We start from the raw sequence: 21760 nt of genomic DNA, 5'->3' as shown, positions 1-21760 counted from the left end.
GCGTCTTTTGCCCCGAGGCTTTTCAACGGGGCGCTCATCATAACAGGACGGCCCCGCCCAAGACAGCGGCCGTCATAGGGACGCAAGCCGCCATGCAAGTGAAACACCTGCTGCTGATCGCCATCCTCGCATTGACCGCTGCTTGCTCATCGAAGGAAGTCGTAGACGAAAACCTCAGCGAAGCCGAGCTGTATCAGCAGGCTCAGACTGATCTGGACAACAACAGCTACACCAGCGCCACAGCCAAGCTGAAGGCCCTGGAGTCGCGTTATCCGTTCGGTCGCTACGCCGATCAGGCGCAGCTGGAGCTGATCTACGCCAACTACAAGAACGCCGAGCCGGAAGCTGCAAAATCCGCCGCCGAGCGTTTCATTCGTTTGCATCCGCAGCATCCGAACGTGGATTACGCGTACTACTTGAAAGGTCTGACCTCTTTCGACCAGGACGTCGGCCTGCTGGCGCGCTTCCTGCCGCTGGACATGACCAAGCGCGACCCGGGCGCTGCCCGCGACTCGTATAACGAGTTCGCGCAGCTGACCAGCCGCTACCCGAACAGCCGCTACGCGCCGGACGCCAAGCAGCGCATGATCTACCTGCGCAACCTGCTGGCCGCCTACGAAATCCACGTAGCCGACTACTACCTGACCCGTCAGGCCTACGTCGCCGCCGCCAACCGTGGCCGTTATGTAGTGGAAAACTTCCAGGAAACCCCATCGGTCGGCGACGGCCTGGCGGTGATGACCGAGGCTTACCAGCGTCTGCACCTGGACGATCTGGCCGCCACCAGCCTGGAAACCCTGAAGCTCAACTATCCGAACCACCCAAGCCTGAAGGACGGTCAGTTCGTGCCATCGGTCGCCGAAGCTGACAACCGTTCGTTCCTGAGCAAGGCGACGCTGGGTCTGATCGAATCGCGTCCACCGCTGCCGCCGGGAGAAACCCGCGCCAACCAGGACGTGCAGAAGCAATTCCAGGACGCGAAAGACGCGATCCCGAACGAGCTCAAGCCTAAAGACGAAAACGGTGACGTGATTGAAGAAGAACATCACGAAGCCGCAGGCAACAACGATGACCGTTCGTGGTTCAGCTACATGACCTTCGGCGTGTTCGACTGATCACACCGTGCGTCACAAAAAAGGGAGATCTGCGGATCTCCCTTTTTCATCGCCGCGCATTAATAGTCTGTGCGCTTGCCGGCTCCTTGGCTAAACTGCCGAATCATTAGCCGAAAAGCCGCCCATCATGCTCCGTTTACTGTTCTGGATTGTCCTGATTTTTGCTGCGGTATGGCTGTGGCGAAAATTCAAGGCGCCCGCCGCTTCCGCCCAGTCGCCCCGCGAGCAAGACGCCGCGCCGATGGTGCGCTGCGCCCATTGCGGCGTGCACCTGCCGCGCGATCGCGCGCTGAACCTTCAGCAACAGTGGTATTGCAGCCAGGCTCACCTTGAGCAAGGCCCGGGCACCAGTGATCGCTGAGGCCGCCCACGCCGACAGTAAACAGGCGCAGCGCCTGCTGCGTCTCTATCATCTCTACCGTTTGAGCGTCGGCATCACCCTGGTGCTGTTGATCTCCAGCAATATGGACAACCGCCTGCTGACCTCGGCCGACGACGACCTGCTGCGCAGCGGCAGTTGGTTGTATCTGGTGCTGAATATTCTGCTGGTGGTGTTCCTCGAGAACACTCGCCGCCCGGCGCAGCTGTTCAGCCTGGCGCTGGTCGATGTGCTGCTGCTGTGCGGCCTGTTCTACGCGGCGGGCGGCGTCGCCAGTGCCATCGGCAACCTGCTGATTGTCTCGGTGGCGATCGCCAACACCCTGCTGCGCCGCCGCATCGGCCTGCTGATTGCCGCCGTCGGCGCCCTCGGCATTGTCGCTTCCAGTTTCTTGCTGGGGCTCAGCCAGCCCTTGAGTGCCAATAATTATCTGCAAGCCGGGACCCTCGGCGCCCTGTGTTTTGCCGCTTCACTACTGGTACAGGGCCTGGTGCGGCGCCTGGAAGTCAGCGAGACCCTCGCCGAACAGCGCGCCAGCGAGGTGGTCGGCCTCGAGGCCCTCAACGCCCTGATTCTGCAGCGCATGCGCACCGGCATCCTCGTGCTCGACGAACAGCGCCGGGTGCAACTGGCCAATCACAGCGCGAAAAACCTGCTGGCGCAGTCGCACCTTGAGGGGCATTTGATCGATGACTACTCGCCGGCACTGGTCGAGCGCCTGCAACTGTGGCTGAGCAATCCGACCCTGCGCCCACAGAGCCTGAAGATTCCCGGCAACGGTCTGGAACTGCAACCGAACTTCATCGCCCTCGCACAGAGCCCGAACCAGCAGACCCTGGTGTTTCTCGAAGACCTTGCGCAAGTCGCCCAGCAAGCCCAGCAACTCAAGCTCGCCGCGCTCGGGCGCCTGACCGCCGGCATCGCCCATGAAATCCGTAATCCGCTGGGGGCCATCAGTCACGCCGCGCAGCTATTGGGCGAGTCCGAGGAACTCGATGGCGCCGATCGGCGTCTGACGCAGATTATTCAAGACCACTCCCAGCGCATGAACCGAGTCATCGAAAACGTCCTGCAACTGTCGCGCCGCCAGCAGAGCGCTCCGCAACGCCTGGATCTCAAGCCTTGGCTGGAACACTTTGTTGCCGAGAGCCGCGAACAGGCGAACGAGCGCCAGTCGATTCATTTGCGGATCAATTCCGGGGACTTCATCACGCTGATGGACCCCGACCAGCTCACGCAGATTCTCGACAATCTGTTACGCAATGGCTGGCGACACAGCGCCCTGCTGCATGAGCAGGCCGAGGTCTGGCTGGCGTTGTTCATCGATCCTGACAGCCAGCTGGCGGTGCTCGAAGTGCAGGACAACGGCCCCGGTGTGCCGCCCGATCAGCAGTCGCATCTGTTCGAACCGTTCTTCACCACCAGCAGCCAGGGCACCGGCCTTGGGCTTTATCTGTCCCGTGAGCTGTGCGAAAGCAACCAGGCGCGCCTAGACTTCAAACCACGCCAAGGCGGCGGCTGCTTTCGCATCACCTTTGCTCACGGACGGAAACAAAGTTGAACACGAGCCCACGGCAAAAAATCCTCATCGTCGACGACGAGCCGGATATCCGCGAACTCCTGGAAATCACCCTGGGACGGATGAAACTCGACACCTTCAGCGCGCGCAATCTCGGCGAAGCCCAGTCGTTGTTGCAGCGCAATGCGTTTGATCTGTGCCTGACCGACATGCGCCTGCCTGACGGCACGGGGCTGGACCTGGTGCAGCACATCCAGCAACGTTATCCACAACTGCCGGTGGCGATGATTACCGCTTATGGCAGTCTGGAAACCGCGATCAACGCCTTGAAGGCCGGAGCCTTCGACTTTCTCACCAAACCGGTTGATCTCACGCGCCTGCGTGAATTGGTCAGCACCGCGTTGCGCATGCCGGCGGCGGGTGGCGACAGTTCGCCGATCGATCGACGCCTGCTCGGCGACTCGCAGCCCATGCGCGAGCTGCGCAAACAGATCGACAAACTGGCGCGCAGTCAGGCCCCGGTCTACATCAGCGGTGAATCGGGCAGCGGCAAAGAACTGGTCGCGCGGCTGATCCACGAACAGGGACCGCGCACCAGCAAGCCGTTTGTGCCGGTCAACTGCGGGGCCATTCCGTCCGAACTGATGGAAAGCGAGTTTTTCGGCCATCGCAAGGGCAGCTTCACCGGCGCGGTCGAGGATAAACCCGGACTGTTCCAGGCCGCGCACGGCGGCACCCTGTTTCTCGACGAGGTGGCGGACCTGCCGCTGTCGATGCAGGTGAAATTGCTGCGGGCGATTCAGGAAAAGGCCGTGCGCAGCGTCGGCGGCCAGCAGGAAGCGGTGGTCGATGTGCGCATTCTTTGCGCTACCCACAAGGATCTCGACGCCGAGGTCGCCGCCGGGCGCTTTCGCCAGGATCTTTATTACCGCTTGAACGTGATCGAACTGCGCGTGCCATCCCTGCGCGAACGGCGCGATGACATCGAAGTGCTGGCTGCGCGGATGCTCCAGCGTCTGGCGGCAGGCAGCGGCCGCGCGGCGGCTCGTTTGCACCCACAGGCGCTTGAGGCGCTGAAGAGCTACCGCTTTCCGGGGAATGTACGGGAGCTGGAAAACGTCCTCGAACGGGCGCACACGCTGTGTGAAAACCAGTTGATCGAGGCCGCGGACTTACGTCTCAGCGAAGGCAATTGCGCGGTCGAGGGCGGCATTGCCGACCTGACGCAGATCGATAACCTTGAGGATTACCTGGAAAACGTCGAACGCAAACTGATTCTGCAGGCGCTGGAGGAAACGCGCTGGAATCGTACGGCGGCGGCGCAGCGTTTGAGTCTGTCGTTCAGGTCGATGCGCTATCGGCTGAAAAAACTCGGGCTGGATTAAGTCCTAAAGATCGCAGCCTGCGGCAGCTCCTATAGGAAACGCATCCAATGTAGGAGCTGCCGCAGGCTGCGATCTTTTGCTTTTGCTTAAATGCGCCCCTCTGGCGCATAAGGTGCAGGATCAATAATCGGCGCCCGCCCCAGCATCACATCGGCAAACAACTGACACGACGCCGGCGCCAGCACCAGGCCGTTGCGGTAATGCCCGCAGTTCAGCCACAACCCCTCAAACCCCGGCACCCGGCCGATATACGGAATCCCCTCCGGCGAGCCTGGACGCAAACCGGCCCAATGCCCCACCACTTCAGCCTCCGCCAGCGCCGGCAGCAGCTCGACCGCCGAAGCCTTGAGACTCTCCAGCGCAACATCGGTCGGGGTCTTGTCGAAGCCTTCATGCTCCAGCGTACTGCCGATCAGGATGTGCCCGTCGCGACGCGGAATTGCATAGCGCCCTTTGGCCAGCACCATGCTCGGCAGAAAATCCGCCGCACACTTGTAGAGAATCATCTGGCCCTTGACCGGCTCGACCGGCAGCGTCAGGTCCAGCGTCTTGAGCAGATCACCGCTCCATGCCCCGGCCGTCAGCACCACTTGATCGCCGCTGATCAGGCCTTTCGACGTTTCGACGCCAACCACCCGCTCGCCTTCGCGCACAAACCCGCGAACTTCGCATTGCTCGTGAAGGGTCACGTTCGGCAGCGCCAGCAAAGCGGCTTTCAGCGATTTGACCAGACGCGGGTTACGCACGTTGGCCACGTCAGCCATGTAGATCGCCCGGGAGAACCCGCCGCCCAGCACCGGCACCGCATCGTGCGCCGCCGAGATATCCACAGCCCGCAGCGGACGGTTTTCCCGCTCGGCCCAGGCCAGCGCTTCGGCTTCATCCTCCAGATCCAGCCAGTACAGGCCGGTGGTGTGCACCTCGGGATCAACCCCGGTATCGGCAAACAGCCGCTCGCCCAGCTGTGGATAAAAATCCTGCGACCAATGCGCCAACGCGGTGACTGCCGGGCTGTAGCGCCACGGGTAAAGCGGCGAAACGATACCGCCGCCGGCCCAGGACGATTCCTGGCCGACGTTCGAACGATCCAGCAGCACCACGCTGCGCACTTCGGAGGCGAGGTTGTAGGCGGTCAGCAGGCCAATCACCCCGCCACCGACAATCACCACTTGCTGTTGCCTGGTCATGTTTGATCCAACCGTAAAAAAGACAGTGGGCGCAAAAGGCGCCCTTGAGAAGGTACCTCAGCGGCCCCAGCAATCCTTGGTGGTCAGCCCGGTGGTTGCGTTGTTCATGCTTCTGACACCGGTGTTGGTCAGGGTGAAGTCCCCGCACTTGTCGGTGGCCATGGCAGTGCCAGCCTTGCGGGTGGCGGTCAGCAGGAAGGTCTGGTCAGCGATCGTCGGGGTGATGGTGTAGAAATCATTGCCCGTGCTCAGCCCGGTGATGCCGGTGTAGACGTTGTTTTTGGTATAGAAACGCTCGAGGCTCTGCGCCTGCTCCGAGAGCAGCGACACCACTTCGGCACGCCGGCCCTTTTTCAGGTACTCGGTGTAGCTCGGTGCGGCGATGGTGATGATGATCCCGATGATCGCAATCACGATCATGATTTCGATCAGGGTGAAGCCTTGGTTGACTCTGCGCATGCCTCAAACTCTCAATTACTGTATTTGTCGCCACATGATACGACGGCTGCCGCCGCCGGATTTTTCCACCAGTGTGGTCACGGTGCCACTGGAATCGTTGACGATCTTGCGCGTCGCGCCATTGACGATGGCGTTAAGGGTCGGAATCCCGCCGGTGAACACCACGCCGCTGGAAATCGTATCGTTACTGTCGACCACGCCATCGGCGTTGGTGTCGAGCACTGCGTAGTTGAGCATCTTACCGCTGAACGCATCGAGTTCGACCAGTTTGCCGGTGCCAAAACTGGCACACGGGTCGGTGGTGTCGACACTGGCAGTGGTAAACACGATGCGCCCGAGCACCAGACTGGCCTGATTGATCACCCGCTCGCCGGTCAGCACGTTGTTGTACACCAACGGCAGATACCAGCCCTTCTCCCCCGGATAGGTCGTGTCGTTCTGGCTGGTGGTGATGAACTGCCCGGTGCTGCCGGAGAACACTCCGGTCACCGCTTGCGCCTGCAGGTTGCTGACGGTCAACTGGCCGGAACCGCCGTCGGCGTCCCACACCGAGTAGAACGCCTGCAAATCCTTGTTGGTCTTGTCGGCGGTTTCGTTGAATTTGCCGGTGCCGACAAAGATCTGTTTGCCTCCCAGCGAATTGTCCGCCAGCAACGGCTGCGCGGTGATCGGCTGGGTCGCCCCGCCCGCCGTGGTAAACAGTGGTTTGCCGGAAAACGCCACACCCCAGCTGTCGGTTGACGTCGCGCTCAGATCGAATTTCCACAAACGCCCTTTCAAGTCACCGCCGTAAGCGGCCTGCACCACGTTCGACGAATTGACCTTGAGCTTCACCGACGACAGGCCATTGGTGGTTTCGGTGCTGTCGATCACGATCTTCTTGATCAACGAACCGTCACGCACATCCAGCACATACAACGCCGCCACCCCGGAGTTGCTGCCATAACCATTGGCAATGAATGCCGCCCAGCGACCATCGGCCAAGCGTGCCACTTCCGGCCGCGCATAGGCATAACCCAGATCATTAAAGGTGTTCGCAGTGTTCGCCGTGGCGGGTGCACTGACTTCCCACAGGGCATTGAGCACATTGCCCGCGGACGCATCGAACAGTTGCAGCGCGTAGAACGTCTTGCCGCCAGCACCGGTGCCGCCGATGGCCACGGTTTTCCAGGCACTGTTGAACTGAAGGTCGTAAACCCCGACCTGACCGTCCACCAGAAACTTGTGGCTGACGCCATTGATGTACGCCGGATCAGCAATCAGCCGCAGCGACGGCAACACGCTGGAAGGCATGTAAGCGTAGCGTCGAGTGCCGTTCGCCGAGTTGATCACGTTGACGAAACCGTCGTTGGCATTCACCACCAGATTGGCATTCATGTTCGCCGCTTTGGTGGTCAGGTACGTGGTGTAGGTGGTGTCGCCCGAGAGGTCTGAGGCGGTTTTGTCGCTGGGCGAGGCCAGCACCAGCGGCGAGTTGATGATGTCGCCGAGCAACACGCTGCGCACTTTCAGCCCGGTCTTGTTGGTGCCCTTGCTCCACTCCACCAGATCGTTGCCGCTGATGCCGGTGGGCAGGCTCTGGCTGAGGGTCGTCTGCTGGGCCGCGGAAAAGTTGCCGTAAGCCAGGGTGACGGCGGCGTTACTGCTGGTGTTCCACGATTGATAAGTCGGTGCGGTCGCGCCCGGCACGATCGTGGTATCGGTGGTCCACAACGCTGCGGAGGTATTTACCGCGCCGGCCGAAGTGAAACCAAAGGACTTGATCGTGCCGCGCCAGTCCTTGGGGTCGTAGCTGGTCTGGAAATAACTGGTGCCACTGGCCAGCGTGGTGCCGCTGGTGACCCCGCTGCCGCCGGAGCCGGCCTTGGAGGTGATGTCGCTCAACGCCGAGGACAGCGCGGCATTTAGGCCCGTGCTATCGGTCGCCTGGTAATACTTGCCTTGCCCGTAAGCGGCGGCGTCCGAGAGCATGTCGTTGTCGGCAGTAAAACCGACGGTGTAGGTGTTCATGTTCTGTTTGGGAAAATCCGCCAAGCCCCAACTCTTGCCCGCGAGATCGGTGCCTGTCGAACGCATGTCGATGTCGAAGGCGAACTTGGCGATGTCATCCAGATACAGCGTGTCACCCTCGTTGTCGCCATTGAGGTTGTTGCCATCATTATTGATGCCGTCCCAGTTCGGCAGACGACTGCCACCCAACGGATCGTTGGTCGGGAAGGTGCGATCGTAGGTCGGCAAACCGTCAGTGATCACCACGCCGTAGTTCTTCTGGCAACGGTACTGGATCGGGCTGGTGTAGGTCGCCGGCGTGCTGTTGTAGTACGGCGTCATGCCGCGCATGTAGCGGGTGATTTCGTAATAGGTTTCCGCCAACGGCGTGTTGGCCACGGCGCCCAGGGCGTTGATCGAAGAAATCAGCGCGTTGTAGTTAGTGTCGGCTTGCGCCTGGGTCACGCTGCCGGAGACCGGTGACAGGTCGCTGATGGCGCGGGCGATGTAACCGCCGTTGCCGGGGTTGTTGCTGGTGACCGGATTGAAGGTCGACAGGCCCATGCGCAAGGTACGGTTGCTGGTAACCAGCGCGGTGGATACGTTGCGCGCCACGTTGATCCGGTAGTCGTTGGGGATGGATCCGGTGGTGAAGTCGCGGTTGCTGCCGTTCGCCAGCCCCACCAGATAGGCGATGTAGTCCCCGGTGTAGCGCGTGTTGCCTCCGCCGACCGGGTCCGGCAACTTCAGGCACTGCGGCACCAGACTGTTGTTGTAGAAGGCAAAGGCTCCGCCAGAGCAACCGGCAGTCGGCAGGTTTGACAGAAACACCGGATCGCCGGTGATCGCCGTCGAACTCAGGCACAGTCCGAGCAGCGCATTACATTGCCGGGCCGGGGTGCGCGTGACCGTCGGATCGAAGCCCGCCGCGTAAATGATGCTGTTCATGCTGCCGGAATCGTCGATCAGCAGCATCACGTTGGGCGGCACCGCCGCCGCGCTCAGCAGTGGCGAATCGGACGGCGTGAACGCATACGCCGGCGCTGCCAGATACAAACCCAGCAGCATCCCCGTCAACAGCGTCCAGTAGCGCTCAATACTTCGCATAGACACTCTCCACCACACTGCGCGAAGTACCAGCAATGCCGACAGCGGTCACTCGATACAGGGTCGCCGAGGTGTTGCTCGGCACGTTGACTGCGGTCAGGGTGGTGCCGATGTTCTGCACCCCATAAAAGCCGTTGCCGGCGGCGATCCACGTGACTCCGGAAGTCGAATTGAGCCCCGCCGCACTGACCACTGAAGACTCTGCCGGCGGCGCACATTGTGTCGTGCTGGCACACACCGCCAGTGAATAACTGTCGAGCTGCACCGCACTTTCGCCGATACGCAACGCCGCCTCGGCGGTCTGGAACGACTGATTGCGCAGGCTTACACTGCCGGCCATTTTTTCCTGCAGGTTGGCGCTCTGCATCGAGGACAGCCCGATCAAGGTCAGCAACAACAGAAACACCAGACTGACCAGCAACACCATGCCACGCTGGTTTTTCCGCTGGTCGAAAGTCATCCTCATCGGCCCGGCCCTCATTGCAAGCGGTTGCGCAAAGCGGCAACCACGTTGAAGGTTTGATTGGCCACCCGGTTGTTCGGGTCGGTGAGGGTCAGGCTCAGGCGCACACTGCGGATGCGCGCCGGGTCGCTGGGGTTGGCGCTGTAGGAGGACGCCGCGACATCGGTAGCGGACGTCGCCAGGCCAAACATCACGGTGAACGCGCTGACGTTGTTCACCAGCACCTGTTGGGTCGGCGTGCCGCTGCCGGTGCCCATGAGGATCTGGTTGTTGCTGAAGCTGTAGATCAAGCGACGGATCGGAAAGGCGATCTGCCCACTCGCCGCAGCACGCAACCCGGTGTAAGCCGTGGCGCTGTTGCGACAATCGGAGACTACGGTCCAGGTCGGCGTGCCACCACTGCCGCCGACATCGGCGGTAACCAGAGTCAGCTTGAGGTTGCTGTTGTCCCAACTGATCGGGGTGATCTGCGCCGCGTTGAAATCCCCTGCCGAGCTCGCGTCGGTAATCGTGCCCAGACAGCCGAACATGCCGACCATGCGCAGCTCCTGAATCATCTTGCTCAGGACGAAGCGCGCATCTTCCTGCATCGCTGCGGCGGTGTTCTGGCTGACGTAAGTGTTTTTAGCGGCGAGGAACGTCTGCACTACGCCCAGCACGATGATCAGGCCCAGTGCCAGAGCGATGAGCATTTCGATCAGGCCGAAACCACGGTTGGCGTGCTTCATGGTGTGGCCACCGGATCGACCGTGGCACGACTGCTCAGAACAAAACTGCGCGTGGTGCCGGTGGCATTCGCCGCCCGTGAGTCATTCCAGTTGATGGTGATGGTGTACACCCGCTGATTGAGGGTGATCGTGCCGGTGGCGGTCGGTCCGCCAAAATTGACGATGTTGGTGGTGAAATCGTAGAGATCCTGATCGCGGGCGACACTGAGATTGCCCGAAGTCGGCGGCGTGACGGTGTAATCGGCAGCGGCATTGGCGCGGATGCGGTCCATCATGTCGTAGGCGATGAAGCTGGCCTGACTGGTCATTCGCGAGCTGTCGGTATATTTCAGCGCATTCACTTGAACGGCTGCCGCGCCCAATATGCCAACGGTCAGAATCAACAACGCGACCAGCACTTCGATCAGCGACATGCCCTTCTGTGCCTGTTTGCTCCCTGCCCTCATCCGCAACTTCCACCCGATTGAATTCGTCCGTTCAGACACACGTTCAGCGTCCTGCTTTGCGTTCCCAGCACGTAACTGATGACCACCGCCGTCGACGGCGCCGCCAGACCACCCAGATTGTTGAAATCCAGTGCGGTCACTCCTGAGGGTAGCGTCAGAGTCGCGCCGCTGCTCATCGCTGGAACAACCCGCAATACATTGGCCGGAGTGCCAGTACTGTCGTAAACCGACAGTTCGCCGGTCCACACGCTGCCGCCGGCGCTCGGGCGCAAGCGTGTGGTCACGCCACGATCAATCGCCTCCAGCCGCGCATAGTTGATGGCGCGCTGCAGGTCGCCCATTTCGGTGTCGGCCTTGCTGCTCTGGATCGAGCGGGTGAACCCCGGCACCGCCAGGGTGATGAGGATCACCATCACCGCGACCGCAGCCAACAATTCGGGCAGCGTGAAACCTTTTGTACGATGATCCATCGATGCCCTCCGTTGCCGTCGGCTATACCTGCTTCTACAAACTAGAACATTCAACCGGCCTGCGTCGGTTGATTTGCCCTGCCCGGCGAAAAGGATCGCGCCGGGCTTCATGCTCCACGGAGGGAATCGTCATGCCGCAACAGGGTTTCAGCCTGATCGAATTGCTTATGGGACTGGCGATTGGCGCAATTGTTCTGTCGCTGATCAGCCCGGAATTCGCCGCCTTCACCGAGTCGACTCAGCGCGACCAGGCGGCGCGGTCATTGCTTGAGGGCATTCGCAACGCCCGTACCCTGGCCATCACGCGCAATCAGAGTGTGGTGATCCATGCCATCAACGGCGACTGGAGTCAGGGCTGGCGAATCATTCTGGATATCAGCGGCAAGGGGCCGCAGGACAGCAGCAATCCACTGCTGGTGGAACAGGCGAGTGATGGGCGGACACCGATCGTCGGCAATTGGGCGGTCAGTCGTTACGTGCGCTTCAGCAGTCTGGGACAACCACTGATGCCCGGGCGGGCGTTTCAGGCAGGGACATTACATATCTGTTCGGCACGCGAGCCGGTCAGCCAGCGCCAGGTAGTACTGGCGGCAACTGGCCGGGTGCGCCTGACCAGCGCGAAGGCTGAGCAGGCGCTGTGCCTGAAGAAGAGCGTCAGATCGAGCGCACGCGCAGCTCTTTCGGCATCGAGAACGTGATGTTCTCTTCGCGGCCAGCCAGCTCATCGGCACCGGTCGCGCCCCAGGCTTGCAACTGCTGGATCACGCCCCGCACCAGCACTTCCGGCGCGGAAGCACCGGCGGTGATACCGATGCGCTCGACACCGTCGAACCAGCTCTTCTGCAGGTCTTCGGCGCCGTCGATCAGGTAGGCCGGCGTGGCCATGCGTTCAGCCAGTTCACGCAGACGGTTGGAGTTGGAGCTGTTCGGGCTGCCCACCACCAATACCACGTCGCATTCGTCGGCCAGTTGCTTGACCGCGTCCTGACGGTTCTGCGTGGCGTAGCAGATGTCGTCCTTGCGCGGGCCACCGATGGCCGGGAAACGTGTGCGCAGGGCATCGATCACACGACTGGTGTCGTCCATCGACAGGGTGGTCTGGGTCACGAACGCCAGTTTTTCCGGGTTCCGCACTTGCAGTTCGGCCACGTCTTTTTCGTCTTCGACGAGGTAGATCGCGCCGCCATTGCTGGCATCGTACTGGCCCATGGTGCCTTCGACTTCCGGGTGACCGGCGTGGCCGATCAGGATGCACTCACGGCCGTCGCGGCTGTATTTGGCGACTTCGATGTGCACCTTGGTGACCAGCGGACAGGTGGCGTCGAAAACTTTCAGGCCACGGCCGGCGGCTTCGCTGCGTACGGCCTGAGAAACGCCGTGAGCACTGAAGATCACGATGACGTCGTCCGGCACCTGATCCAGCTCCTCGACGAAGATCGCGCCACGGCTGCGCAGGTCTTCGACCACGAACTTGTTGTGCACCACTTCATGACGCACGTAGATCGGCGGCCCGAAGACTTCCAGGGCGCGGTTGACGATTTCGATCGCCCGGTCCACGCCGGCGCAGAAGCCACGGGGGTTGGCGAGTTTGATTTGCATGCTGTGCCTCGTGTCTTGCGCGCAAGAAATAGCGAAAACGGTGGAAAACATTGTGGGAGCGAGCCTGTTGTGGCGAGGGGATTTATCCCCGATCGATTGCGAAGCAATCGTCAAAACAGTCAACGCTTTCCGGTTCTGAATCGCGGTAATCAGATTTGGGGGCGCTTCACACCCCATCGGGGATAAACCCCCTCACCACAAAAGCCCGCTCCCACAGTGGTTTTGCAGTGTGACTCAGATCGCTTTGACGTTGATGATCTCGACATCAAAGGTCAGCGTCTTGCCGGCCAGCGGGTGGTTGAAGTCGATGGTCACTTGCGCGTCATCGAACTCTTTCACCACACCCGGCAGCTCAGTATTGGCCGCATCATTGAAGATCACCAGCAAACCCGGCGACAACTCCATGTCGACGAACTGCGAGCGCGGGATGATCTGTACGTTTTGCGGGTTCGGCTGGCCGAAGGCGTTTTCCGGTTCGACGGTCAGCGTACGCTTGTCGCCGGCCTTGAAGCCGAACAATGCCGCTTCGAAACCCGGCAGCAGGTTGCCGTCGCCGACCTTGAAGGTCGCCGGGGCCTTGTCGAACGTGCTGTCGACGGTGTCGCCGTTCTCCAGGCGCAATGCAAAGTGCAAAGTGACTTCCGTGTTCTGGCCGATGCGTTGCTCAGCCAATACCTGTTCAGTCATGAACGGCTTCTCCGGTTTTCTTCGATTTGAACATGTCCAGTGCCAGCATCACCGCACCCACGGTGATGGCGCTGTCGGCAAAGTTGAACGCCGGGAAGTACCAGCGGTTCTGCCAGTGCACCAGAATGAAGTCGATCACATGGCCCAGGGCAATGCGGTCATACAGATTGCCCAGCGCGCCGCCCAGCACCAGCGCCAAAGCGACAGCCAGCCAGGTATCGTTGCGGCCCAGACGCTTGAGCCAGACCACCAGCACCGCACTGACCACGATCGCGATCAGGGCGAACAGCCAGCGCTGCCAGCCGGAGCTGTCGGCCAGGAAGCTGAACGCCGCGCCGGTGTTGTAGGCCAGGGTCCAGCTGAAGTAATCGGGAATGATCACGATCTGCTGGAACATTTCGAGCTTGTTTTCGAAGTAGAACTTGCTGGCCTGGTCAATGACCAGAACCAGCAAACTCAACCAGAGCCAGCTCAACCGTCCGAAACGGCCAACGGCGTTAGGCATAGTGACGAACCTCGCCGGCGCCGCTGATGTTGTCGACGCAACGACCGCAGATTTCCGGATGCTCCGGGTTTACGCCGACGTCTTCGCGGCAGTGCCAGCAACGCGCGCATTTCGGGAAGGCCGATTTGACGATCTTCAGTTTCAGGCCGCTGACTTCGGTGGCTACCGCGTCTGCAGGTGCCTGAACGAAAGGCGCCACGCTGGCAGTCGAGGTGATCAGGACAAAGCGCAGTTCGTTGCTCAGCTTGGCCAGGTCGGCACTCAGCGCGTCTTCGGCGAACAGCGTCACTTCGGCTTGCAGGTTGCCACCGACGGCTTTCGCCGCACGCTGGATTTCCATCTCTTTGTTGACCGCCACCTTCACTTCCATGATGCGATCCCAGTAGGCGCGACCCAGCTCGAAGCCTTCCGGCAGCTCGGTCAGACCTTCGTACCAGGTGTTGAGCATCACCGACTCGTTGCGCTCGCCCGGCAGGTACTGCCACAGCTCGTCAGCGGTGAACGCGAGGATCGGCGCGATCCAGCGCACCAGCGCTTCGGAGATGTGGAACAGCGCGGTCTGGCACGAGCGACGGGCCTTGCTGTCGGCGCCGGTGGTGTACTGGCGATCCTTGATGATGTCGAGGTAGAAACCACCCAGCTCCTGCACGCAGAAGTTGTGGATCTTCGAGTAAACGTTCCAGAAACGGTATTCGCCGTAGTGCTCTTGCAACTCGCGTTGCAGCAGCAGGGTACGGTCAACGGCCCAGCGATCCAGTGCGAGCATGTCTTCAGCCGGCAGCAGGTCGGTGGCCGGGTTGAAACCGGTCAGGTTGGAAAGCAGGAAGCGCGCCGTGTTACGGATGCGACGATAGGCGTCCGCGCTGCGTTGCAGGATCTGCTCGGACACGGCCATCTCGCCCGAGTAGTCGGTCGAGGCGACCCACAGACGCATGATGTCGGCGCCCAGCGTGTCGTTGACTTTCTGCGGCGCGATCACGTTGCCCAGGGATTTGGACATCTTGCGGCCGGACTCATCGACGGTGAAGCCGTGGGTCAGCAGCTCGCGGTACGGCGCGTGGTTGTCGATGGCGCAACCGGTCAACAGCGACGAGTGGAACCAGCCGCGGTGCTGGTCGGAACCTTCCAGGTACAGGTCGGCGCGTGGACCGGTCTCGTGGCCCATCGGGTGCGAACCGCGCAGGACGTGCCAGTGGGTGGTGCCCGAGTCGAACCAGACGTCGAGGGTGTCGCTGATCTTGTCGTACAGCGGCGCTTCGTCGCCCAGCAGTTCGGCGGCGTCGAGCTTGAACCAGGCTTCGATGCCTTCAACCTCGACGCGCTTGGCCACTTCCTCCATCAGTTCGACGGTGCGTGGGTGCAGCTCGCCGCTTTCCTTGTTCAGGAAGAACGGGATCGGCACGCCCCAGTTGCGCTGACGGGAGATGCACCAGTCCGGACGGTTGGCGATCATCGAGTGCAGGCGCGCCTGGCCCCAGGCCGGAACGAACCTGGTGTCTTCGATGGCTTTGAGCGAGCGCACGCGCAGGGTGTCGCCGCTGACCGGCTCCTTGTCCATGCCGATGAACCACTGCGCGGTGGCGCGGTAGATCAGCGGGGTCTTGTGGCGCCAGCAGTGCATGTAGCTGTGTTCGATGACGGTGGTGTGCATCAGCGCACCAACTTCGGTCAGTTTTTCGACGATGGCCGGATTGGCCTTCCAGATGAACTGGCCGCCGAAGAACTCCAGCGACGGCACGTACACGCCGTTGCTTTGTACCGGGTTGAGGATGTCATCGTTGACCATGCCGTACTTCTTGCAGGTCACGAAGTCGTCCACACCGTAGGCCGGAGCGGAGTGAACCACGCCGGTGCCAGCGCCCAGTTCGACGTAGTCAGCCAGGTACACCGGCGACAGGCGGTCGTAGAACGGGTGACGGAAGTTGATCAGTTCCAGCGCCGAACCCGGCGCGGTGGCCAGTACGGTGCCTTCAACGCCGTAACGCGCCAGGCAGGATTCAACCAGCTCTTCAGCCAGGACCAGCAGCTTGTCGCCGATGTCGACCAGCGCGTAGTTGAATTCCGGGTGCACGTTCAGCGCCTGGTTGGCCGGGATGGTCCACGGGGTGGTGGTCCAGATCACGATCGAGGCAGGCTTGCCCAGCGACGGCAGACCGAACGCGGCGGCCAGTTTGGCCTCGTCGGCGATCGGGAAAGCCACGTCGATGGTCGAGGACTTCTTGTTCTCGTACTCGACTTCGGCTTCGGCCAGCGCCGAACCACAGTCGAAGCACCAGTTCACCGGCTTCAGGCCTTTGAACACGAAACCGCCCTTGACGATTTCGGCGAGGGCGCGGATTTCACCGGCCTCGTTCTTGAAGTCCATGGTTTTGTACGGGTTGGCGAAGTCGCCCAGCACGCCGAGACGGATGAATTCGCTCTTCTGCCCTTCGATCTGCTCGGTGGCATAGGCACGGCACAGCTCGCGGGTCTTGTCCGCGCCCAGGTTCTTGCCGTGGGTCACTTCAACCTTGTGCTCGATCGGCAGGCCGTGGCAGTCCCAACCCGGAACATACGGCGCGTCGAAACCCGACAGGGTCTTCGAGCGGATGATCATGTCCTTGAGAATCTTGTTCAGTGCGTGACCGATGTGGATCGTGCCGTTGGCGTAAGGAGGGCCGTCGTGCAGGACGAACTTCGGACGATCCTTGCCAATCTCGCGCAACTTTCCGTACAGGCCAATACTGTCCCAGCGCTGCAGGATCTGCGGTTCGCGCTGTGGCAGGCCGGCCTTCATTGGGAAGGCGGTGTCCGGAAGGTTTAGCGTGGCTTTATAGTCGGTCATTTAAGGCTCTTCATTAGCGATGGGCGCTAGGTGCGGCTAGTGCACGGGCGGCGGCGACATCCGCGTTGATCGCCGTTTTCAGTGCCTCCAGGGAGGCGAAACGCTGCTCTTCACGCAGCTTTTGGTGGAAAACCACCGTCAGACGCCGGTCATACAGATCGCCGGCAAAATCCAGTAGGTGTACTTCAAGGTGGGCTTTGCCATCACCTTGGACCGTAGGCCGCACGCCGATGTTGGCGACGCCAGGCCAGGTCTTGCCGTCGATGTCCACATCCACCAGATAAACCCCGGTGAATGGCACGCGACGACGCTTGAGTTGAATGTTGGCAGTGGGCGTACCCAGTTGCCGGGCCAGTTTCTGGCCGTGCAGCACGCGACCGGCGATCCGGTACGGGCGGCCGAGCAGACGTTCGGCCAAGGCAAAATCGGCGGCGGCCAACGCGTTGCGCACCTGGGTGCTGCTGACGCGAATGCCGTCCAGCTCGACGGTTTGCGCGGCTTCGACGGTAAAACCGTGAACCTGTCCGGCCTGCAGGAGGAAATCGAAATCGCCGAGGCGGTCGCAGCCAAAGCGGAAATCGTCACCGACTTCCAAATGCTGCACGCCGAGACCGTCCACCAGGATGGTATCGACGAATTCACTGGCGCTGAGCTTGCTCAGGCGCTGGTTGAACGCCAGGCACAGCACCCGGTCGACACCCTCGGCGGCCAGCAACTGCAGCTTGTCACGCAAACGGGCCAGACGCGCCGGCGCGGTCTCGGGGGCGAAAAATTCCCGTGGCTGCGGCTCGAAAATCACCACGCAGCTGGGTACGCCCAACTCGAGCGCACGCTCACGCAGTCGGGCCAGGATAGCCTGGTGACCACGGTGAACACCGTCAAAGTTGCCAATAGTGGCGACGCAGCCCCGATGCTGGGGGCGCAAGTTGTGGAGGCCTCGAACCAGCTGCATAACGCGCTTCTTGCTCATAAAGTGGTCGATTATAACCACACCCGACGGTCGACGACAGGCAACACCGTAACGCAAAGTGATCGAGCCGACAAAACTGCCGGCACGTGCCCGGTTATAAAGGCTGAAACCTCAGCTCAAAGCCTTGCGATTGAAATCGCGCAGGCGGAAACCGAGCAGCAGCAACATACCGAAATACGCCACCACACCGGCAACCACCAGCGCCCCCAGACGCAGGAAGCGTTCCAGCATATGCCCCTGATCCCAGGCCGGCATGAAATGCATGCCCAGCAGCAGCACCACCGACATCACTGCCACTGCCACCACCAGCTTGAAGCCGAACATGTACCAGCCCGGTTGCGGCTGATACATCTTTTGCTTGCGCAGTTGATAGAACAGCAGCCCGGCATTGAGGCAGGCACCGGCACTGATTGCCAGCGCCAGACCGGCGTGAGCCAGCGGCCCGATCAGCATCAGGTTGAACAGCTGCGTGCACACCAAGGTGAAGATTGCGATTTTTACCGGCGTGCGAATGTTCTGTTGCGCGTAAAAGCCCGGCGCCAGCACTTTGATCACGATAATTCCGAGCAGACCGACAGAATAGGCAATCAGCGCACGCTGGGTCATGGACGCATCAAACGCACTGAACTGGCCATACTGGAACAGTGACACGGTCAGCGGCTCGGCGAGAATCCCCAGCGCCAGCGCACACGGCAACACCAGCACGAAGCACAGGCGCAGGCCCCAATCGAGGATCCGTGAGTATTCGTGACGATCCTTGCTCGCATAGGTCTTGGCCAGCGTCGGCAGCAAAATGGTGCCCAACGCTACGCCGAGCACTCCGGACGGCAATTCCATCAAACGGTCGGCGTAGTACATCCACGACACCGAACCGGCCACCAGGAACGAGGCGAAAATGGTGTTGATGATCAGCGAAATCTGGCTGACCGAGACACCGATGATCGCCGGCAGCATTTGCTTCATCACTCGCCAGACGCCGGTATCGCGCAGATTCAGGCGCGGCAGCACCAGCATGCCGATTTTTTTCAGGTGCGGCAGTTGATAGAGCAACTGCGCCAGACCACCGACCAGAACCGCCCAGCCCAAAGCCATCACCGGTGGATCGAAATACGGCGTCAGGAACAGCGAAAACACGATCATGCTGACGTTGAGCAGGGTCGGCACGAAGGCCGGCACCGAAAAACGGTTCCAGGTATTGAGGATCGCCCCGGCCAGCGAGGACAGGGAGATCAGCAATATATAGGGGAACGTCACCCGCAACAGGTCGGAAGTGAGCTGGAATTTTTCCGGGGTATCGGCAAACCCCGGCGCCGTGGCCCAGATCACCCACGGTGCAGCGATCATCCCCAATGCTGTGACCAGAGCCAGCACCAACGTCAGCAAGCCCGATACATAAGCAATGAACGTGCGGGTCGCTTCTTCACCCTGCTGACTCTTGTATTCCGCCAGAATCGGCACGAAAGCCTGCGAAAACGCGCCCTCGGCGAAGATTCGCCGCAGCAGGTTGGGCAATTTGAAGGCAATGAAGAAGGCATCCGTCGCCATTCCGGCACCGAATGTGCGAGCGATGAGCGTGTCACGGACGAACCCCAGAATCCGGGAAAGCATCGTGATAGAGCTGACGGCGGCCAACGATTTGAGCAGATTCATTAAGGAAATTAGTGCCTGTCGATAAACAGCAGGCGAACAATGCGCCTACTTGTGCGATACTCCGCGCCGCAACAGCACAGAGCCAAAGCTCGCGAGTTTACAGGTCAAGCGCCGGAAATAAATATCCCGCCTCTTCATACCTACCACTTAGCGGAACGTTTCAAGCGCCCTTGACAAGACTTCTCTTCATCGGCATGATTCGCGGCCTATTTTGTTTGCTATTTCCTAAAAAGTCTTTCGAGGAGCTCGACGGTGGCCAACTCACCTTCCGCCAAAAAACGTGCAAAACAGGCTGAGAAGCGTCGCAGCCACAACGCCAGCCTGCGTTCCATGGTTCGTACCTACATCAAGAATGTAGTTAAGGCCATCGACGCAAAAGACGCTGAAAAAGCTCAAGCTGCATACGTTCTGGCTGTGCCAGTTATCGACCGTATGGCCGATAAAGGCATCATCCACAAGAACAAGGCTGCTCGTCATAAGAGCCGTCTGAATGGCCACGTCAAGGCACTGAAAGAAGCTGCTTAATCGACGTAGTCATTAAAAAACCGACCTTAGGGTCGGTTTTTTATTGCCTGCGATTTAGCGAATGCAGCACAAAAAATGTAGGAGTGAGCCTGCTCCGGGCTCACTCCTACAGTTGTTTCTGCGGTGTTATTGCTGGACCGGCACCCACGGCACAATCGGGATCGCCGTCACCGCATTCTGCGGGCTACCCTCGATCACGCGATCGCTGTAGACCAGATACACCAGCGTATTGCGCTTCTTGTCGAGGAAGCGCACCACCTGCATGGTCTTGAACACCAGCGAGGTGCGCTCCTTGAACACCTCGTCACCATCCTTCAGTTCGCCCTTGAACTTGATCGGACCGACCTGACGACAAGCTATCGACGCCTCGGCGCGATCCTCGGCCAGACCCAGACCACCTTTCACCCCACCCGTCTTGGCGCGAGACAGGTAGCAGGTCACGCCGTCGACCTTCGGATCATCGAAAGCTTCGACCACGATCCGGTCATTCGGGCCGACGAACTTGAACACCGTCGACACTTGACCGATTTCCTCGGCCGAGGCCAGCAACGGCAACGCCATCAGCAGACCCAACAATCCTTTTGCCATGCGCATCGCGTTTTTCCTTAGACCAGAATCAGGTTGTCACGGTGAACCAGTTCCGGCTCAGCCATGTAGCCCAGCACGCCGACAATTGCATCCGACGACTGACCAATGATTTTTTGCGCTTCAAGCGCACTGTAGTTGGCCAGACCACGGGCAATCTCGCGACCGTCCGGCGCCACACAAACCACCATCTCGCCACGCCGAAAGCTGCCCTGGACCAGTTTCACGCCGACCGGCAACAGACTCTTGTTACCTTGCGACAATGCCGACACCGCACCTTCGTCCAGCACCAGCGTGCCGCGAGTTTGCAGATGCCCGGCCAGCCACTGCTTGCGCGCCGCGAGCATGCCGCGCTCAGGCGACAGCAGCGTACCGATGCGCTCGCCAGCCTTCAGGCGATCGAGCACTCGCTCCAGACGCCCACCGACGATGATCGTATGCGCCCCGGAACGCGCCGCCAGACGCGCCGCTCGCAACTTGGTCTGCATGCCGCCACGCCCCAGCGCGCCACCAGTACCGCCCGCCACCGCATCAAGCGTCGGATCATCGGCGCGCGCTTCGTAAATCAGCTGTGCATCAGGGTTGTTTCGCGGATCGGCGTCGAACATACCGTCGCGATCGGTGAGGATCACCAGCAGATCGGCCTCGACCAGGTTGGCCACCAGCGCCGCCAGCGTGTCGTTGTCGCCGAAACGAATCTCGTCGGTGACCACGGTGTCGTTTTCGTTGATCACCGGGATGACTTTCAGCTCGACCAACGCGCGCAGAGTGCTGCGGGCATTGAGGTAGCGCTTGCGATCGGACAGGTCATCGTGAGTCAGGAGAATCTGCGCGGTGTGCCGACCATGCTCGGCAAAGCTCGATTCCCAAGCCTGCACCAGCCCCATCTGGCCGATTGCAGCTGCGGCCTGGAGCTCGTGCATCGCACTGGGTCGTGCGGTCCAGCCCAGGCGGCTCATGCCGGCAGCCACTGCCCCGGAGGACACCAGCACCAACTCGACACCCGCCTCATGCAGGGCGACCATCTGCTCGACCCAGACACTCATTGCCGCACGATCCAGCCCTTTGCCATCAGCCGTCAGCAAAGCGCTGCCGATCTTCACGACCCAACGCTGCGCACCTGTCACCTTGCTCCGCATCATCTTCAACCTTAGCTTGAGGACAGCGC

21 protein-coding genes are annotated in these 21760 nt (G+C 60.9%); 6 read left to right on the top strand and 15 right to left on the bottom strand.

Annotated features, from left to right (window positions below):
* Positions 1 to 92: 92 nt before the first annotated feature.
* From ACU680_RS21665 to ACU680_RS21650, 4 genes are all read left to right on the top strand, one after another.
* Positions 93 to 1115 (top strand): outer membrane protein assembly factor BamD, encoded by a 1023-nt coding sequence (locus ACU680_RS21665; RefSeq protein WP_007963851.1) that lies wholly within the window; start codon positions 93 to 95, stop codon positions 1113 to 1115.
* A 127-nt stretch (positions 1116 to 1242) separates the two neighbouring features.
* The gene (locus ACU680_RS21660) at positions 1243 to 1476 is read left to right on the top strand and encodes a PP0621 family protein (RefSeq protein WP_007963850.1); all 234 of its coding nucleotides are present in this window, start codon (positions 1243 to 1245) and stop codon (positions 1474 to 1476) included.
* A complete protein-coding gene (locus ACU680_RS21655; RefSeq protein WP_448180509.1) occupies positions 1466 to 3055 on the top strand; it encodes a sensor histidine kinase in 1590 nt (529 codons plus the stop codon). The genes ACU680_RS21660 and ACU680_RS21655 overlap by 11 nt, the downstream gene beginning before the upstream one ends.
* Entirely contained in the window at positions 3052 to 4398 is a 1347-nt protein-coding gene (locus tag ACU680_RS21650; protein ID WP_448180472.1) for a sigma-54-dependent transcriptional regulator, read from the top strand. The genes ACU680_RS21655 and ACU680_RS21650 overlap by 4 nt, the downstream gene beginning before the upstream one ends.
* Positions 4399 to 4484: 86 nt before the next feature.
* Here ACU680_RS21650 and thiO read toward each other — a convergent pair whose 3' ends face one another.
* From thiO to ACU680_RS21615, 7 genes are read right to left on the bottom strand one after another with little or no spacing between them, the layout of a single operon-like run.
* Positions 4485 to 5585 (bottom strand): glycine oxidase ThiO, encoded by a 1101-nt coding sequence (thiO, locus tag ACU680_RS21645; protein WP_367085763.1) that lies wholly within the window; start codon positions 5583 to 5585, stop codon positions 4485 to 4487.
* A gap of 57 nt (positions 5586 to 5642) precedes the next feature.
* Positions 5643 to 6044 (bottom strand): type IV pilin protein, encoded by a 402-nt coding sequence (locus ACU680_RS21640; protein WP_007963842.1) that lies wholly within the window; start codon positions 6042 to 6044, stop codon positions 5643 to 5645.
* Between the two features lie 15 nt (positions 6045 to 6059).
* Complete coding sequence (locus ACU680_RS21635) at positions 6060 to 9140, bottom strand: pilus assembly protein (protein ID WP_448180471.1); 3081 nt, start codon at positions 9138 to 9140, stop codon at positions 6060 to 6062.
* Positions 9127 to 9606: a pilus assembly PilX family protein gene (locus ACU680_RS21630; RefSeq protein WP_367085765.1), complete on the bottom strand. Its 480-nt coding sequence runs from the start codon at positions 9604 to 9606 to the stop codon at positions 9127 to 9129. Before ACU680_RS21630 ends, ACU680_RS21635 begins: the two co-directional genes overlap by 14 nt.
* An 11-nt stretch (positions 9607 to 9617) precedes the next feature.
* Positions 9618 to 10331 carry a PilW family protein gene (locus tag ACU680_RS21625; RefSeq protein WP_123588164.1) on the bottom strand — a complete coding sequence of 238 codons (714 nt, stop codon included), beginning with the start codon at positions 10329 to 10331 and terminating at the stop codon, positions 9618 to 9620.
* On the bottom strand, positions 10328 to 10777 hold the full coding sequence (gene pilV / locus ACU680_RS21620; RefSeq protein ID WP_007963833.1) for a type IV pilus modification protein PilV: 450 nt from the start codon (positions 10775 to 10777) through the stop codon (positions 10328 to 10330). The genes ACU680_RS21625 and pilV overlap by 4 nt, the downstream gene beginning before the upstream one ends.
* Entirely contained in the window at positions 10774 to 11247 is a 474-nt protein-coding gene (locus ACU680_RS21615) for a GspH/FimT family pseudopilin (protein WP_007963832.1), read from the bottom strand. Before ACU680_RS21615 ends, pilV begins: the two co-directional genes overlap by 4 nt.
* Before the next feature lie 131 nt (positions 11248 to 11378).
* Between ACU680_RS21615 and ACU680_RS21610 the strand changes: the two genes are divergently transcribed.
* Positions 11379 to 11945, top strand: a complete 567-nt coding sequence (locus ACU680_RS21610) for a GspH/FimT family pseudopilin (protein WP_448180470.1) — start codon at positions 11379 to 11381, stop codon at positions 11943 to 11945.
* Here ACU680_RS21610 and ispH read toward each other — a convergent pair.
* From ispH to murJ, 6 genes are all read right to left on the bottom strand, one after another.
* On the bottom strand, positions 11902 to 12846 hold the full coding sequence (gene ispH / locus ACU680_RS21605; protein WP_007963828.1) for a 4-hydroxy-3-methylbut-2-enyl diphosphate reductase: 945 nt from the start codon (positions 12844 to 12846) through the stop codon (positions 11902 to 11904). The two genes, ACU680_RS21610 and ispH, sit on opposite strands and share 44 nt — an antisense overlap.
* 234 nt (positions 12847 to 13080) lie before the next feature.
* On the bottom strand, positions 13081 to 13518 hold the full coding sequence (gene fkpB, locus ACU680_RS21600) for an FKBP-type peptidyl-prolyl cis-trans isomerase (protein WP_177325639.1): 438 nt from the start codon (positions 13516 to 13518) through the stop codon (positions 13081 to 13083).
* A 7-nt stretch (positions 13519 to 13525) separates the two neighbouring features.
* Positions 13526 to 14038, bottom strand: coding sequence for a signal peptidase II (lspA, locus tag ACU680_RS21595; RefSeq protein ID WP_102356490.1), 513 nt, complete (start codon positions 14036 to 14038; stop codon positions 13526 to 13528).
* Positions 14031 to 16862: an isoleucine--tRNA ligase gene (gene ileS / locus ACU680_RS21590; protein ID WP_448180469.1), complete on the bottom strand. Its 2832-nt coding sequence runs from the start codon at positions 16860 to 16862 to the stop codon at positions 14031 to 14033. Before ileS ends, lspA begins: the two co-directional genes overlap by 8 nt.
* A 13-nt stretch (positions 16863 to 16875) precedes the next feature.
* Positions 16876 to 17814: a bifunctional riboflavin kinase/FAD synthetase gene (ribF, locus tag ACU680_RS21585; RefSeq protein ID WP_003228347.1), complete on the bottom strand. Its 939-nt coding sequence runs from the start codon at positions 17812 to 17814 to the stop codon at positions 16876 to 16878.
* A 129-nt stretch (positions 17815 to 17943) separates the two neighbouring features.
* On the bottom strand, positions 17944 to 19482 hold the full coding sequence (gene murJ, locus ACU680_RS21580; RefSeq protein WP_367085772.1) for a murein biosynthesis integral membrane protein MurJ: 1539 nt from the start codon (positions 19480 to 19482) through the stop codon (positions 17944 to 17946).
* A 252-nt stretch (positions 19483 to 19734) separates the two neighbouring features.
* On the opposite strand from murJ, the gene rpsT reads away from it, so the two are divergent.
* Complete coding sequence (rpsT, locus tag ACU680_RS21575) at positions 19735 to 20007, top strand: 30S ribosomal protein S20 (RefSeq protein ID WP_003228351.1); 273 nt, start codon at positions 19735 to 19737, stop codon at positions 20005 to 20007.
* A 126-nt stretch (positions 20008 to 20133) separates the two neighbouring features.
* Here rpsT and ACU680_RS21570 read toward each other — a convergent pair whose 3' ends face one another.
* Both ACU680_RS21570 and proB read right to left on the bottom strand, forming a co-directional pair.
* Positions 20134 to 20601, bottom strand: a complete 468-nt coding sequence (locus tag ACU680_RS21570) for a CreA family protein (RefSeq protein WP_003228353.1) — start codon at positions 20599 to 20601, stop codon at positions 20134 to 20136.
* Between the two features lie 11 nt (positions 20602 to 20612).
* Positions 20613 to 21731, bottom strand: a complete 1119-nt coding sequence (proB, locus tag ACU680_RS21565; RefSeq protein WP_027612826.1) for a glutamate 5-kinase — start codon at positions 21729 to 21731, stop codon at positions 20613 to 20615.
* Between the last annotated feature and the right edge of the window lie 29 nt (positions 21732 to 21760).

It is taken from the genome of Pseudomonas sp. LF020, from assembly GCF_053456425.1.
The sequence above is the reverse complement of the archived record's forward strand: the minus strand, read 5'-3'. Positions and strand labels throughout refer to the sequence as shown.